This is a genomic window from Paenibacillus sp. FSL R7-0272 (assembly GCF_037969905.1).
GTDB classification, from domain to species: domain Bacteria; phylum Bacillota; class Bacilli; order Paenibacillales; family Paenibacillaceae; genus Paenibacillus; species Paenibacillus polysaccharolyticus.
The window spans coordinates 5,850,728-5,865,440 of record NZ_CP150221.1 but is presented as its reverse complement, the minus strand read 5'-3'; the positions used below and the strand labels follow the sequence as shown (position 1 = coordinate 5,865,440).

Here is a 14,713-nt window from a genome sequence, read left to right as displayed (position 1 = left end):
AGTGGCTGTATCGACTCAGAGGCTCTAACGATCTCACAGAACCTTATTTCGTGCATTTTGCGGTGTTTGACAATCTAACGATCACCAGAAGCGTTATTTGTGTGAAATTCCGCAAAAATGAGTGAAAAACGTAGCTTTTCAAGTAAATAAGCTCCCTGGTGATCGTTAGAATCTCAAAGTGACCAAAAATGGGCAAATAGCGTCGCTGGTGGTCGTTAGAATGATTCGAGTCCCATCGTAGCAATCGCAGATCGTTCTAAATCCGCTCAATTAAAATAGGGCGGTTTTTTTTGCATATCAAAGTAAAATATTTACAAGTTAAATATTGATGATACTTACCAAAATATTGTATGATCGCATTAAGCTTCATTTCATGGGAAGGCGGTGTCCCTTTGAGCGAAAAAGCTACAATTCGTGACCATTTAGAACATTTTTTGAAAAGGAATCGAATGACCATCAATCGCTTTTCCGAGATTTCTGGCGTGAATTCCGGGACATTGAGCGGTACGTTGAAAGGGAATCGTCCGATAGGCTTAAATCAATTGGATCGCATTACGGCTGGCATTGGGATGCCTGAAGGCGAATTATATGAACTATACATACATGAGTATTTAGTAGACTCTACCCTGGATTGGAGAAGGCTCAGACCTTTTTTATATCGTTGTGCAGAGCTAGGCCATATAACACATATGGAGACAGCGGTGAACTATGTGATGGATAACCTTTCCTATGTGCCTCTGTTGTTTGAGCTGGCAGAGCAGTTGCATAGCGAAGGCAAGATGGAGGCTTGTAAACCGCTCTATCGCTGTGTTGCTGAGAGTGAGAAGTTGCAACATTCGGAACGTCTGGCTTTATGCCAATATCGTCTGTTTTCGATAGGACTTTCGAATGACCAGGTTAATAATCTTACGCTAGCCACACGATTCGAACTATTTGTAGAACGTCTTGATGAGCAATACCAATTCGATGCGCTGAATGAACTGATCAATGTGTATGCATCCTTGCGCCGCTGGGACAAAGTGAAAGAATTCGCTGACCAGTTACAGATCAAAGCTTTTATTCAATATGATGCCAAGAAAACATTACGAGAAGTAGAGACCAGAACCAAAAAGAAGATTGTGTATTATGCTTTGTATTCGTATCTTGCGCTTGCTGAGGTCAGTTATCAACATGGAAAATACAAGGAAACGCTTCAGTATGTCTCAAAATACGCTGATTACAGCTGGATTAAAGAGCCCACAGAAGAGGAAAAGATGGTAATTCTTCAGTTTCAGGATTGGTCAGAAGGGAATAACTACTATTTCAGATTGCTGTCGGGTGAAACAGAGTTGATTCCAGATTATTTAACGTATATCTCTGATCGAAAAAAAGAAATATTTCCTGCGCTATGCGCCATCGTGACCGCAGCAAATCGATATAATGTCAATATTGACGATGTACTTGAGCAGTATCAATCTCATCTGGATTACGAGGAACAGAGCAGTCGCTTCGGAAAAATGAGCAAACAATACACCAATGATCAGTATGGTATTTTGCTGGCAGGGTTGGGTACGTACTATTTAAGAAATAACCACTATGACAGAGGCGTAGCTTACATTCGCCAAGGCATGGAATTTGCGATTGAAAATATGAATAAAGATGGGCTTCTCGATTGTTTGGGACTTTTTGATGATTTGCAGTACGTGGTCACTGGACTCGGGGTCAAGCCAAGTGCCGAAATGCTTATTCAAAAGATTCAGAGATTATACAGTCCCGAACGATGAGTGGGTACAACAAGGAAAGATTAGATTATGCTAAGTAAAAAGTAACAAGGAACGTATCCACATGTATGTATAGGCCTAGGGGCGATCTCCACAGGTCTAAAGAAATTAGATTTGTTGCACTCTGATACATCCTCCGTTTTGAAATTCCTTATACAGACAGTTGGTTAGATTGTCCAAAGGTGTTTCAGAAAAGGGTGTTTTTTTGTCGTTTTCACTGTTGGAGTTTATTTGAATTTATGTTAATTAGCAGGATGTCCTACAATGGTACAGCAGGGAGGGGTGTTATGGAGCAGAACGAACTCAAACTGCGGATCGAAGAAGCGAGGGAGAGACTCCATCAGATAAAAACGGAGTACGGCGAGCTTCTTCACCCTCAGGTGATCCACCAATCTATGGTGCTGGATGAACTTATTAATATGTACAATCAGGTTAAAAGGATAAAGCCGATGGAGTAATCCATCGACCTCTGGGCGAGAAACTTTGGCCGGTCGCTCGCCCTTCTATTTTAACATAGGTAGATGTGTAGAATGAGAAACATTCAATTTAAGTACAATTTTCCTTCACAGTTATATTCTCATTAGTTATCGTGATGAGGGAAGTTCCTGACACAGATTCTGTATATCCACAGGCTGTTTTTGTATAGGTTTTGCCGCGACTGTCCTTAAGTATGACGTAGACGGAGCTTTCGCCTAGAAATTGCAGCTTTGGAGTAAACTTTACTTTTTCCTCGCTAACGATTTCTTCGCTAGAGGTATAGAGCAGGTCGGAATCTTCTGTTTTATCTGCTGTGCTCGCATCGAGAACGGGTTGATTCAAATGGGTTATGCCTGTCTTAATCTGAGTAATGTCATAGTCTGACTGATTATCAATCGTAATTCTGAGTTTGCGGAACGGATCCATGGCATTTAGAAAACTCATCACTACAATGGTACCCAGTGCAAGGAACAGGCCGAGGGCAATCATTAGTTTTATTTTGGAAAAGGGACGACGTGGTTTGGTGTGCATATGGTTAAACCGTCCTTTCTATTGGATTGTTTTATACGGGCGTCTCGTATTAAAGATATAAACGCAGGGATGCATGCAAAAGTTGGTGCAGGAGCATTATTTTACAGTGTATGTTCAAACAATAAGGTACAATATGAAGGAGAACGAGCAGAGCAATAAGATAAATGCTTGGAAACGTGTAAAGTCGATTAGGATGAATGCTCAACATAAGAAGTTGAAGCGCTTGGAATAAGGTTCATTTAATGTGGTTCATGTAATGAGGTACTTGAAGAGGTGCTGATTTGTAAGTGTACTAGACTGTACATAAAGTTCATACGTAGGCCATCGTAACATTCACACCGAAGTGATCACAACTAGATAAGGAGGAGATAATATGGAACTGTCTCCAATGAGTACGGAACAATTTGCGAGTTTTCGTAGCCGTTCAATTGAAGATTTTGCACAGGAAAAAGTAGAAGCAGGAACGTGGGCGCCAGAAGAAGCGCTACAACGGGCAGAGGAATCGTATGAGCGTTATCTTCCGGAAGGATTAGAGACGCCGGGGACATATGTGTTTAATCTGATGCATCCGGTGGACGGCATTGTCGGATACCTCTGGTTTAATATTACGGAGAATCGCCGGGGGAAAGAAGCTTTTCTGCTGGATATCGTGGTGGAAGAAGCATATCGCGGAAAAGGGTACGGCACAGAAACGATGGATGCACTCGAAAAGACCGCGCGAAGTCTTGGGGTGGACCGCATCGGGCTACATGTGTTTGGACATAATGAGCGGGCAAGCAGCCTGTATCGCAAGATGGGCTATGAAGTGACGGACTTGACGATGTACAAGGAAATCAAAGGCTAGCAGGAACCAGGGATTTGAAGATGGAGATGGCTGCGGGTGAATCGGCGAAGTTCCTTGATGCCTTGGGGTTTGTCATATATAATGGATAGGATTATCCATACCGAACAAGTAATGAATGAGGAGTTGTCATATACATGGCTTTGAAAGCAGGAATCGTTGGTTTGCCGAACGTTGGTAAATCTACATTGTTTAATGCAATTACACAAGCAGGTGCCGAGTCTGCAAACTATCCGTTTTGTACGATTGACCCGAACGTGGGGATCGTTGAAGTACCGGACGAGCGTTTGGACAAATTGACAGAACTCGTTGTACCGAAAAAAACAGTGCCTACCGCATTTGAGTTTGTTGATATCGCAGGTCTGGTACGCGGAGCTTCCAAAGGTGAAGGCCTGGGTAACAAGTTCCTTGCTCACATCCGTGAAGTGGATGCCATTGTGCACGTTGTTCGTTGTTTCGTAGACGAGAATATCACTCACGTCGATGGCAAGATTGATCCTGTAAGTGACATTCAGACGATTAACCTGGAGTTGATCCTGGCGGACATCGAGAGTGTTGAGAAAAAAATCGACCGTTCCAAGAAAAACATGAAGGGTGGCAACAAAACGGCTGCTCAAGAAGTGGAAGTATTGGAGAAAGTCAAAGCGGTCCTTTATGAAGACAAGCCTGCACGTAGCATGGAGCTGACAGACGAAGAGCGTCTGATTGTACGTGACTTGCACTTGCTTACGCTGAAACCCGTTCTGTATGCGGCCAATGTGGCTGAAGACGAAATCGGTGATGTAGCGAACAATGCATATGTGCAAAAGGTACGTGAGTTCGCAGCTGCTGAAAATGCAGAAGTGGTGCCGATCAGTGCAAAAGTGGAGGAAGAAATCTCCGAACTGGAAGGCGAAGATAAACAAATGTTCCTGGAAGAGCTCGGGATCGAGGATTCCGGTCTGAACTTGCTTATCAAAGCGGCTTATAAATTGCTCGGATTGTATACGTACTTTACAGCGGGTGTACAAGAGGTTCGTGCATGGACCATCCGTAAAGGAACAAAAGCGCCTGGCGCAGCGGGTGTCATTCACACCGACTTCGAACGCGGATTCATCCGTGCAGAGGTTGTTTCTTATGACGATCTGGTTGCTGCAGGTTCCATGAACGGTGCCAAAGAGCGCGGTCAACTGCGTCTGGAAGGTAAAGAGTACGTGGTAAATGACGGCGACGTTATGCATTTCCGTTTCAACGTGTAATTTTTAAAAAATAGGATTAAAGGCGGGTCAGTCTTCTGAGGCTTACCGGTTAAAATAAAGAACAGCACCTCTCTGGTTTCTCAGAGAATGGTGCTGTTTTTGTTTGCATTTTACTCCGAAACAACGGTCAGGATATGCAAGGTTGATTCCGTTTTCACTGGATTGTTTACCCATGATGGATATAATAAAAGAAAGAAGGACCTTTGGAGGAGGTGGCAAGAGTGGATATAACGTCCCGGTGTGTTCGATACGATCCTCTGCTTGTAGAAAAAGCGAATTTAACCGAAGAAACACAGGAGTTACTGCTTCATTCTGGCTTGCCACAGCTTACGTTGGACGGTGAAGATGTACTTGGTATTAGGTTCAACCCATTGCCGGATATGGAGTTAATGAGGACATCGGATGATCTCAAAACGCTGTTACCCATCGGTTATGAATGGGATGAGCAGACGGCCATTCTTGGGGTGGAAGCTGGAACGGGCATACTGTATAGAGTCGATGTGCAGAGTGGAGAGTATGCTGTAATGAACAGCAGTCTCCACCTGTTTCTGGCGTTTCTGAGCAGGTACACGGCAATCGTAGAGGAGCACTCCAAAGCCTATGAGCCCACGGTCATGACACTGGAACAAGCGGAAGCGAAGCTGGAAGCATTTCGACGCGGAGAGATTAAACCTCGTTTAACGCAAAAAGAGCAGTCCGGAAAAGATGAAGCAGTGAAGCAACTCCGTTTATTTTATACAGAGAAAGACCCTGTAAGTTTGCTTGATGAAGAAACATGGTGGAGTGTTGTGCTGGAGCAGTTGGAGGACGAATTGCTCTAGCCAGAGGCATAAGCATATGCTATAATTAAGAGTCGTATACCCATGATAAAATCTTTGTTTTAATCGATGAGATGAGACAAGGGCTTTTGGCGGTAGGCGATTTCTTTATATCACTTTAAAAGTAAAGGATTTGATGACGTTGTAGCGAGGTTATACGTCGATCATATAACACAGAATTCGAATGAGATGCTGCGGTCAGGGGATTCAGAAGAATCCTGTGGTTTGTGGAATTTTGAATGATAGATATATACAGCAAGTGTGCATGTTGGTTCGTTATGAAATACGGCATGTGCAAAGACAAAATAAAACGTGAGGTGACTATACATGTTGGATAAATTGCAGGCATTGGCCGATCGTTATGACAAGCTGAGCGAGCTTTTGTGTGACCCGGATGTAGCTAGTGATAACAAAAAGCTGCGTGAATATTCGAAGGAGCAATCCGATCTTCAGCCGACATACGATGCGTACAATGAGTACAAACAGGTAAGCGAGGATCTGGAAGCTGCGAAGGAAATGCAAGGCGAGAAGCTGGATGACGAGATGCGCGAGATGGTCAAAATGGAAATTGATGAACTGTCTGCTCGCCAGAAAGAACTGGATGATCTGATTCGTGTACTCATGCTACCCAAAGATCCGAATGACGACAAAAACGTTATTGTGGAAATTCGCGGCGCGGCTGGTGGAGATGAAGCGGCATTGTTTGCGGCGGATCTGTACCGGATGTATACCCGTTATGCAGATGCACAAGGCTGGAAAGTCGAGCTGATGGATGTGAACACGAACGATCTCGGTGGATTCAAAGAGGTTGTATTCATGATCAACGGACGCGGCGCGTACAGCAAAATGAAATACGAGAGCGGTGCACACCGTGTACAACGTATCCCGACAACGGAATCCGGTGGACGGATTCATACATCGACTTCGACCGTTGCGGTAATGCCGGAAGCGGAAGATTTTGATATCGAAATTCATGATAAAGACATTCGTGTGGATACGTTCTGTTCCAGTGGTGCCGGTGGACAATCGGTTAACACAACGAAATCGGCAGTACGGGTAACTCACGTGCCAACAGGTATCGTAGCAACGTGTCAGGATGGTAAATCCCAGAACTCCAACAAAGAAAAAGCGTTGCAAGTTCTGCGTACACGTATCTTTGATATGAAACGGATGGAAGAAGAAGCGAAAATCTCCGTAGAGCGCAAAAGCAAAGTGGGAACGGGTGACCGCAGTGAGCGGATTCGTACGTACAACTTCCCGCAAAGCCGTGTAACCGATCACCGCATCGGTCTGACGATGCACAAGCTGGATCAAATCATGAACGGTGAGATTGAAGATATCTTGTCTGCACTGACGATTGCTCAGCAGACCGAGATGATGGATAGAGGAGAATAATCTGTGACGGGCGGAACGTTTGTAATGACGCCGGAGCAGAGTTGCCGGGAAGCCTTCGTAGAGGCTTCCTCTTTTTTGGAGAAGTGCGGCGTGTACGAGCCGCACAATAATGCACGGCTGCTGCTGGAGCATGTACTGGGCGTCTATGGCGCCCAGTATTACATGATGCAGCCGGAGCCGTTCCCCAGCGGGCTGCGTAGCCGCTGGGAAGACGCCGTCACGCGCAAGGCTGCGGGTGAGCCGGCGCAGTACATTATCGGCAGCCAGGAATTCTACGGGCTGCCGTTCGAGGTCACGCCGGCCGTGCTGATTCCGCGGCCGGAGACCGAGCTGCTGGTCGAAGCTGTGCTACGCGCAGCAGACCGCGTGTTTGCCGGCGCCGGCGGTGCCGTGCGCGCCGTCGACATTGGCACGGGCAGCGGTGCCATCGCGGTCACGATGGCTTCGCTTCGCCCGCAGTGGCAGGTGTCCGCCGGGGACCTCTCGGCGGATGCCCTGCATGTGGCCGCGCGCAACGCGGCCGCGAACGGCGTACAGATCGACTTCCGTGAAGGCGATCTGCTTGCACCGTTCGCTGGGGAGCGGTTGGACATCCTGGTGTCCAACCCGCCCTACATCCCGGCGGGAGATATCGCCGGGTTACAGCAGGAGGTGCGCGATCATGAGCCGCGCCTCGCTCTGGATGGCGGTCCGGACGGGCTCGCCCCGTACCGCATCATGGTAGAGCAGCTGAATTTGCTGCCTGCGCCGCCGCAAATTGTCGGTTTTGAGCTGGGCATGGGCCAGGCTCAAGACGTGGCGGCTTTGCTGGAATCGGCGGGGCACTGGCCAGAGATTATCATCGTTCCCGACCTTGCCGGAATTGAGCGGCATGTCCTGGGTGTTCGACCTTCGGAACAGGTGACAAAAATGTAAGGCACGTAAGTTTTCTTTTTGCCGCGAAATCCTCTACAATGGGGTATGCCGAAGATTTTCTGAATGCTTGGAGGAACATAAAGACATGCTGCACAAATTCAAAAAGATCGACTACTCCATCGTTTTTATTTTGGTGATCCTGATGGTCATTAGTATAATGGCCATTTACAGTACTACGTTTGGTCGTCCAAAGGTCGAGGGATTCTCCAAAAATATGATTGTATTTTATGTTTTGGGTTTTGTTGTTTTTTTCGGAATGTCCATGATCAACTATAAATTTATCGTCAAAAATTATTTATATATCTATGGGCTGGGTCTGTTACTGTTAGTTCTGGTTTTGTTCATTGGTAATGAGTATTACGGAGCCCAAGGTTGGCTTTCGATTGGCGGAATCAGTCTTCAGCCTTCGGAGTTGTTCAAGCTATGTCTGATTGTCATGTTATCGACACTGCTCGCCAGGAAGAAGAACAGGCCTTTGTTTTTTGGGCGAGATGTCATTCCGATCAGTTTGTGTGTGCTGCCGCCCTTGCTGCTTGTATTGTTGCAAAATGACCTGGGTGCGGTACTCAGCTATATTTTTATCTGGATCGGTTTATTATGGATCGGCAATATCAAATTTTCACATGCATTGATTGGTTTTGTACTGGCGGTAAGTGCTATCGTTGCTGGCATACAGGCATACATTCATTATCATGATGAAATTACAAGTTTCCTCAAAGATATTAAACGTGCACACTGGGCAGAACGGTTCGACCCGTGGCTTGTGCCTGAACTGACATCGAGAGACGTCTTGTGGCAAACGTACAATGCCAAACTTGCCATTGGTTCTGGTGGGGTTACGGGTAAAGGCTACATGGAGGGTACGACCATCCAATCCAATCGGGTACCACTGGCCTATGCAGACTCGATTTTTGTACAGATTGGTGAAGAGTTTGGCTTTGTTGGTGCATCGGTACTTCTTTTATTGTATTTCATCCTGATTCATAGGTTAGTCTTAATCGCTTTGGAATGTAAGGATCGTGTAGGTGCTTATTTGATTGTAGGTATTATTGCGATGATTCTGTATCAGGTCTTTGTCAATATCGGGCCGTTTATCGGACTCATGCCACTGACAGGTATCACCTTGCCATTCATTAGTTATGGAGGAACATCACTGCTCATTAACATGATCAGTATGGGCATTGCCATGAGTATCAAGGTACACACCGAAGAGAATGAAGATATCCTGGGAGCAGCGGAGCAACCGAGTATTACGGAACTGATCTTGAAGCTGTTCAGACGCAAACCTGCGCAACAGGAGCAACCGGAACAGTGAACATGAATGTTTACAGAAATATTGAAAAAGAAGTCAGATCAACCTTGGAATCGTTCTTCCCGGCATTCGCTGGGGAACGGACTTTCAAGGTTTTTTGCTTTAAAATCAACCGGATTTCCATTCTCCCATCCAATTAGGTACAATGGTAATATTGATCATTATTGGTAAAGTGCGATGTGTGAACTAGGGGGATATTCAAACATCATGTGGAAAACGGTAAAGAAGCTGGATGGCGTCATTCTTTTTGTTCTGTTGTTGTTAATGGCGATTAGTATACTTGCGATTTATAGTGGAACACGCTTTGATCCCAAACTCGCGAATCATCATGTGAAAACAATCTATTTCTACGTGGTTGGGTTCATTGCAGTCATCGGGATTGGTTTGTTTAATTACAAGTTGTACGTAAAATACGCTTTTCTTCTATATGGTATAGGCATTGTTTTCTTGATCCTGGCCAATGTGCTTGGAAGTACGTTGAATAACGCGAATGGCTGGCTGAAAATCACGGAAAGCATTTCGTTTCAACCTGCGGAATTGTTCAAAATGATCCTTGTTCTATTTCTTGCCCATTTAATTGTGAAGCGTAAACGTGGGGAGCTCGGGTTCTGGAGAGATGTCGTACCGATTGGGCTCTGGACATTTATTCCCTTCGTACTGGTTATGGCTCAGAATGACCTGGGTAACGCTCTCGGTTATGTGGTCATTCTGGTTGCTATTTTATGGATCGGCAATATAAAGCTGAAACATGCGTTAATCGGGCTGGCGATTGTGGGTGCTTTCTTTATTGGTTTCATCAAATCGTATACCTTCTACCATGATGAAATATTCGCCTTTTTGGAAAAGATCAAACGGGAGCACTGGGCTGAACGGATCGATCCGTGGCTTGTACCCGAGAAAGCTACAGCCAAAGCGATGTGGCATACAAAAAATGCAGGACTTGCCATCGGATCGGGCGGGATTATGGGCAAGGGTTTTTTGGAAGGAACTTCGGTTCAAAGCGGACGTGTGCCGTATACGTATTCGGATTCCATCTTTGTGGTGGTCGCGGAGGAATTTGGTTTTGTCGGAGCTTCGCTCTTAATCCTGTTATATTTTATCCTTATCCACCGGATGGTGTTAATCGCACTGGAGTGCAAAGAAAGGGCCGGACCCATTATCATTGTGGGTATTATCGGGATGTTACTCTATCAGGTGTTTGAAAATGTAGGTGCATTCCTTGGCCTCATGCCTCTAACGGGCATTACCCTGCCGTTCATTAGTTATGGCGGTACGTCTCTGCTGATTAACATGGCCTGTATTGGGCTGGTGATGAGCATTAAGTTGTATGGTGATGAAGACGAGGATGAATGGTTTCCAGAGGAGCAATCACCATCATGGATGCAGCGGATTCGGAGTCTGATGAAAAAGAAAAAAGAGAATAGCGCGATGTAGTTGTGTTTTTCACGAGTTGGAGGGATTATTCAGATTAAAGTAGCATCTAATCCATTACTGTCTTCGAAAGAAAGCTTAGTGGTCACTAAGCTTTTTTTATATGCCCGAGAAGAGATGGTTTAGGGGCATTTCGTAGAATAAATGAGTGCTGAAATCATCTCCTTTGAGTAAGGAATCTCTTTTCGCAACCGGCATAATGAGTATGTCTGTGTTTCTTTCCCGATCTATAAAGCCAATTCATCCGTTTCTATGAAAACTTTAATAGATTTCTGGTTTGTACTAGGTTTACTTCTTCCTCTACCGGGCATACTGATAGACATGAGAGAGTTGCAGCTGGATATCGGAACCGAGGGGGAGAACGGGATGAACAGACGAATTGGTAAACAAATTGGACTTATCCTTGTATGTCTTATGATGATCATTATGATGTGGGAAGGTCAGAAAACCGATGCGGCTGTTGCTGCTACTACTATTCCGGAGCAATCGATCCGTTTGCGGATTCTAGCGAATTCCGATGCGGCGGGAGATCAGCTCGTGAAACGTGAGATTCGGGATGCGGTCGTTGCACAGATGGGCGAATGGGTTGGGGCGCTGGAAAATCCGCAAAGTCTGGAGCAGGCTCGGTATGTCATTCGTGAACATCTGTCCGAGATTGAGAATCGGGTAGGAGAAGAGCTAATGAAACGTGGTCTAACTTATGATTATCAGGTGGAGCTTGGCAAGGTTCCTTTTCCAACAAAGCTGTATGGGGGTACGGTATACCCTGCTGGCGAGTATGAAGCGGTACGGATTACGCTGGGCGAAGGCAAAGGGCAGAACTGGTGGTGTGTACTGTTCCCGCCACTCTGTTTCATCGATGCAAGTACAGGGGACGCGCTGGCTAAACCAACGACAACGACAGTCTCTGCCTCAGCTGCGGATGCTGTAGAGGTGAAAGCAACTGTGCAAGGTGAAACGCCTGAAGCGAGATTCTTCCTGTGGGATGTGGCTGTGAAAATATGGGATTGGGTAGCAAGTTTATTCGCCTAACAACGAATATAAAACATATTAAAATGCAGTGCAATATAGAATAAAAAACTAAGGGATGGAAGTTTCGTTGCAAATCTGCAGGGAGCTTCCTTTTCTACATGAACAGGATATGCGGGAGAAGTACCCTATGGTTGGATCGAACCTGTAACGTGATAGATATGGTATACTTATATGTACTGAAATTGAACCTACTTGAAGTTTAGGGATGATGATATATATGAGCAGAGAGCACGAAAAGGTACAACAACCCTCGTTAGAGGACAAGCATGATCATGCGGCGGTAGAGAGAGCCGAGGTGGAACACAATACAGCCTTTTGGGATGTCAGAGCACTTTTGCATGAGCAGAGTGAGGGCGAGAACATAAATGTGCACGTTCAAGAGATTTCCCCAGTATCGGATGTGAAAAAGGGGAGCGCCGCCCGCGAAGCGGCGCTCGCTGACTTGCAGGCTGCAGCGGCCTGCCTTCGTCAAGGGGAGACGGTTGCCTTCCCGACCGAGACGGTCTACGGCCTCGGCGCAGACGCGCGCAGCACGAAAGCGGTGGAGGCGGTATTTGCCGCCAAAGGGCGGCCATCCGACAATCCGCTGATTGTGCATATCGCGCACCGTGACCAGCTGCATGAACTGGTCACTGAGGTGAATGCAACAGCGGAAGCGCTGATGGCGGCCTTCTGGCCGGGCCCGCTGACGCTGGTGCTGCCGGTTAGGCCAGGGGCGGTGTCCCCGCGGGTCACTGCCGGGCTGGACACGGTGGCCGTGCGCATGCCGGACCACCCGGTGGCGCTGCCACTCATTGCGGCGGCGGCATGCCCCGTGGCTGCGCCAAGTGCGAACCGCTCCGGGCGGCCTAGCCCAACCCTCGCCGCACATGTGCGGGAGGATCTGGATGGCCGCATCGGCGGCATTGTGGACGGCGGCCCCACGGGGGTGGGCGTCGAGTCCACCGTGGTGCAGGCCGGTGACGACGGTACCGTCACCATCCTGCGCCCTGGCGGCATCACGGCGGAACAGCTGTCCGCCGTAGCCGCCCGTGTCGCCACGGACCCGGCGCTTCTCGCCGAAGGGTCCGGTGGCGACAGCACTAGCCCGGCGCCGCGCTCGCCGGGCATGAAGTACACGCACTACGCACCCGCAGGGGCGCTGTGCGTCGTAGAGGGGCCGCCCGCAGCGGTGGCGGCCTGGACCCGCGCCGCCCTGGCGGAGGCGGCACAGCGCGGGGAGCGTACCGCGGTGCTGGCGTTCACCGAGCACGTGGAGCAGTACCGCGCCGATGCCGTATTCTCGCTGGGTAACGCCAGCGAGCTACAGGAAGCTGCGCGCAGGCTATACGCCGCGCTGCGCAGCTGCGATGAGCAGGGAGCCACATATATTGTGGCGGAAGCCTGCTCGCGCGAAGGGCTGGGAGCAGCCGTCATGAACCGGCTGCTCAAGGCGGCAGGCAACCAACTTATTCAAGTTGGCTGAGCCGCATACCTTAACGCTCCTGCCGCCGGATCAGGAGCGAGCCTCAACTTTTGCAAGCATTCATCACTCTTTCATGTAGCTGTTACGTTTAACGTAACAATCTATTATTTTCATATTAGCAAAGCATACTTGATCTGCTTTTTCTTATCGGAAAGCTCTATCGACACTTCACCCTCCAGTTTCCCTGTAACCGTCATGTTTGAGTTCTTGTCCGCATATCGTGTACAAGAACCTTATGTGACTTGGGGGTATGAGGATGTGGGATGTGTCTGCCCATGTAGGGCAGTTGGTAACCATTCTGATTATGGCGGTTGCGCTGGGGCTTGATGCATTTTCGCTGGGCATCGGCATTGGCATGAAGGGTATACGGCTACGTGATGTACTGAAAATTAGCACCGTTACGGCACTGTTTCATGTCATCATGCCGCTTGCTGGCATGTATATGGGGAAGTATGTCAGTTCCTTGCTGGGCAATATTACGAATTATGCAGCAGGCGGCCTGCTGGTACTGTTAGGTGCTCACATGATTTTGAATGCATTTCGTGAAGGGGAAACCAAGCTGGTCGATCATCGATCTTTGCTGGGTATTCTTTTGTTTTCGCTTAGTGTCAGCGTAGATTCATTCTCTGTCGGGGTATCGCTCGGTATGTTCAGCAGTGATCTTGTCCTGACGATCTTGGCCTTTGGTTTCTGCGGTGGTTTGATGTCGATCATGGGTCTGCTCCTGGGACGTAGGGTAAGTCAGAATTTGGGCGATTACGGTGAAGCTGTAGGCGGGGCGATCTTGCTTGCCTTTGGACTTTTGTTTATATTTTAAAAAATAAAGCGGTTGAACGATAAGATAGGTAGTTCACATCTTGATTATATGGGGAGGCTATCACAATGAAACATATTTTGTTTGTATGTACAGGAAACACGTGCCGCAGCCCCATGGCAGAAGGGCTTCTGCGGAAACTTGCAGCCGAGCGCGGTATCGAGGTACATGTTCGTTCAGCAGGTGTGGCTGCATCGTCAGGCATGCCGATATCACGTCATGCCGAAGCAGTTTTGAAGGATCATCAGGCAGAGGGCCCATCCCAGTCTACACAGCTTAGTGAAGCGTTGATCGAATGGGCAGATCTGATTCTGACGTTAACCCGGAGTCATAAGCAACATGTGATGCAGGTGTTCCCGAATTCCATTCAGAAGACCTACACGCTGAAGGAATATGCCGAGAATGACGCACAAGTGCTTCAAGATCTGGAGGAATTGGACAGCCTGTTTGCTACACTGGAGATGAAACGGGCCCTGGGCCAGGAAATTCTGGCCTCGGAGAGGGAGCGCGCAATCGAAATTCGGCAGCGTATTCCGAGTTTTGATATCTCCGATCCGTTTGGTGGTAGCCGGGACGATTACAATATTGCGGCAGCAGAGATTCGTACAGCGTTATCCAAGCTTCTGGATAAGCTTGAATAATTCAGCTGTACAGAGACAAGATATAGAAACAGAACATGGAATG

General features: G+C 47.6%; 14 protein-coding genes. 13 read left to right on the top strand and 1 reads right to left on the bottom strand.

All coding sequences use genetic code 11. From position 1 onward, the window contains the following. Positions 1 to 392 precede the first annotated feature (392 nt). Together MKY23_RS25805 and MKY23_RS25800 are read left to right on the top strand one after the other, a co-directional pair. A complete protein-coding gene (locus MKY23_RS25805) occupies positions 393 to 1,763 on the top strand; it encodes a helix-turn-helix transcriptional regulator (protein WP_090922809.1) in 1,371 nt (456 codons plus the stop codon). Between the two features lie 284 nt (positions 1,764 to 2,047). Continuing rightward, the gene (locus MKY23_RS25800; RefSeq protein WP_339833151.1) at positions 2,048 to 2,218 is read left to right on the top strand and encodes an aspartyl-phosphate phosphatase Spo0E family protein; all 171 of its coding nucleotides are present in this window, start codon (positions 2,048 to 2,050) and stop codon (positions 2,216 to 2,218) included. An 88-nt stretch (positions 2,219 to 2,306) separates the two neighbouring features. Here MKY23_RS25800 and MKY23_RS25795 read toward each other — a convergent pair whose 3' ends face one another. Beyond that, the gene (locus tag MKY23_RS25795) at positions 2,307 to 2,768 is read right to left on the bottom strand and encodes a hypothetical protein (RefSeq protein ID WP_339833149.1); all 462 of its coding nucleotides are present in this window, start codon (positions 2,766 to 2,768) and stop codon (positions 2,307 to 2,309) included. Between the two features lie 373 nt (positions 2,769 to 3,141). Between MKY23_RS25795 and MKY23_RS25790 the strand changes: the two genes are divergently transcribed. The 11 genes from MKY23_RS25790 to MKY23_RS25740 all read left to right on the top strand — a co-directional run bounded on the left by MKY23_RS25790 (position 3,142) and on the right by MKY23_RS25740 (position 14,670). Continuing rightward, positions 3,142 to 3,612 carry a GNAT family N-acetyltransferase gene (locus MKY23_RS25790; RefSeq protein WP_339833147.1) on the top strand — a complete coding sequence of 157 codons (471 nt, stop codon included), beginning with the start codon at positions 3,142 to 3,144 and terminating at the stop codon, positions 3,610 to 3,612. A 134-nt stretch (positions 3,613 to 3,746) separates the two neighbouring features. Continuing rightward, positions 3,747 to 4,847 carry a redox-regulated ATPase YchF gene (ychF, locus tag MKY23_RS25785; protein WP_123065294.1) on the top strand — a complete coding sequence of 367 codons (1,101 nt, stop codon included), beginning with the start codon at positions 3,747 to 3,749 and terminating at the stop codon, positions 4,845 to 4,847. Positions 4,848 to 5,068: 221 nt separating this feature from the next. Further along, positions 5,069 to 5,668 (top strand): SUKH-4 family immunity protein, encoded by a 600-nt coding sequence (locus MKY23_RS25780; protein ID WP_221791299.1) that lies wholly within the window; start codon positions 5,069 to 5,071, stop codon positions 5,666 to 5,668. A 324-nt stretch (positions 5,669 to 5,992) separates the two neighbouring features. Next, the gene (prfA, locus tag MKY23_RS25775; protein WP_090922822.1) at positions 5,993 to 7,060 is read left to right on the top strand and encodes a peptide chain release factor 1; all 1,068 of its coding nucleotides are present in this window, start codon (positions 5,993 to 5,995) and stop codon (positions 7,058 to 7,060) included. 24 nt (positions 7,061 to 7,084) lie between these two features. Next, the gene (prmC, locus tag MKY23_RS25770; RefSeq protein WP_339839707.1) at positions 7,085 to 7,975 is read left to right on the top strand and encodes a peptide chain release factor N(5)-glutamine methyltransferase; all 891 of its coding nucleotides are present in this window, start codon (positions 7,085 to 7,087) and stop codon (positions 7,973 to 7,975) included. Positions 7,976 to 8,060: 85 nt separating this feature from the next. After that, positions 8,061 to 9,290 (top strand): FtsW/RodA/SpoVE family cell cycle protein, encoded by a 1,230-nt coding sequence (locus MKY23_RS25765; RefSeq protein ID WP_090922823.1) that lies wholly within the window; start codon positions 8,061 to 8,063, stop codon positions 9,288 to 9,290. A gap of 204 nt (positions 9,291 to 9,494) precedes the next feature. Next, a complete protein-coding gene (locus MKY23_RS25760; protein WP_339833141.1) occupies positions 9,495 to 10,721 on the top strand; it encodes an FtsW/RodA/SpoVE family cell cycle protein in 1,227 nt (408 codons plus the stop codon). 363 nt (positions 10,722 to 11,084) lie between these two features. Beyond that, entirely contained in the window at positions 11,085 to 11,750 is a 666-nt protein-coding gene (gene spoIIR, locus MKY23_RS25755) for a stage II sporulation protein R (RefSeq protein ID WP_339833139.1), read from the top strand. A 205-nt stretch (positions 11,751 to 11,955) separates the two neighbouring features. Further along, positions 11,956 to 13,215: an L-threonylcarbamoyladenylate synthase gene (locus MKY23_RS25750; RefSeq protein WP_339833137.1), complete on the top strand. Its 1,260-nt coding sequence runs from the start codon at positions 11,956 to 11,958 to the stop codon at positions 13,213 to 13,215. Positions 13,216 to 13,471: 256 nt separating this feature from the next. After that, positions 13,472 to 14,032: a manganese efflux pump MntP family protein gene (locus MKY23_RS25745; RefSeq protein WP_090922831.1), complete on the top strand. Its 561-nt coding sequence runs from the start codon at positions 13,472 to 13,474 to the stop codon at positions 14,030 to 14,032. 65 nt (positions 14,033 to 14,097) lie between these two features. After that, on the top strand, positions 14,098 to 14,670 hold the full coding sequence (locus MKY23_RS25740; RefSeq protein WP_154959369.1) for a low molecular weight protein arginine phosphatase: 573 nt from the start codon (positions 14,098 to 14,100) through the stop codon (positions 14,668 to 14,670). The last annotated feature ends 43 nt before the right edge of the window (positions 14,671 to 14,713 follow it).

Bases quoted from the DNA above. Each gene is read 5' to 3' on its own strand.
- prfA (WP_090922822.1), top strand. From the start codon at position 5,993: ATGTTGGATAAATTGCAGGCATTGGCCGATCGTTATGACAAGCTGAGC.
- MKY23_RS25760 (WP_339833141.1), top strand. From the start codon at position 9,495: ATGTGGAAAACGGTAAAGAAGCTGGATGGCGTCATTCTTTTTGTTCTG.
- MKY23_RS25740 (WP_154959369.1), top strand. From the start codon at position 14,098: ATGAAACATATTTTGTTTGTATGTACAGGAAACACGTGCCGCAGCCCC.
- MKY23_RS25765 (WP_090922823.1), top strand. From the start codon at position 8,061: ATGCTGCACAAATTCAAAAAGATCGACTACTCCATCGTTTTTATTTTG.
- ychF (WP_123065294.1), top strand. From the start codon at position 3,747: ATGGCTTTGAAAGCAGGAATCGTTGGTTTGCCGAACGTTGGTAAATCT.
- prmC (WP_339839707.1), top strand. From the start codon at position 7,085: ATGACGCCGGAGCAGAGTTGCCGGGAAGCCTTCGTAGAGGCTTCCTCT.
- MKY23_RS25800 (WP_339833151.1), top strand. From the start codon at position 2,048: ATGGAGCAGAACGAACTCAAACTGCGGATCGAAGAAGCGAGGGAGAGA.
- spoIIR (WP_339833139.1), top strand. From the start codon at position 11,085: ATGAACAGACGAATTGGTAAACAAATTGGACTTATCCTTGTATGTCTT.
- MKY23_RS25790 (WP_339833147.1), top strand. From the start codon at position 3,142: ATGGAACTGTCTCCAATGAGTACGGAACAATTTGCGAGTTTTCGTAGC.
- MKY23_RS25795 (WP_339833149.1), bottom strand. From the start codon at position 2,768: ATGCACACCAAACCACGTCGTCCCTTTTCCAAAATAAAACTAATGATT.
- MKY23_RS25745 (WP_090922831.1), top strand. From the start codon at position 13,472: ATGTGGGATGTGTCTGCCCATGTAGGGCAGTTGGTAACCATTCTGATT.
- MKY23_RS25750 (WP_339833137.1), top strand. From the start codon at position 11,956: ATGATGATATATATGAGCAGAGAGCACGAAAAGGTACAACAACCCTCG.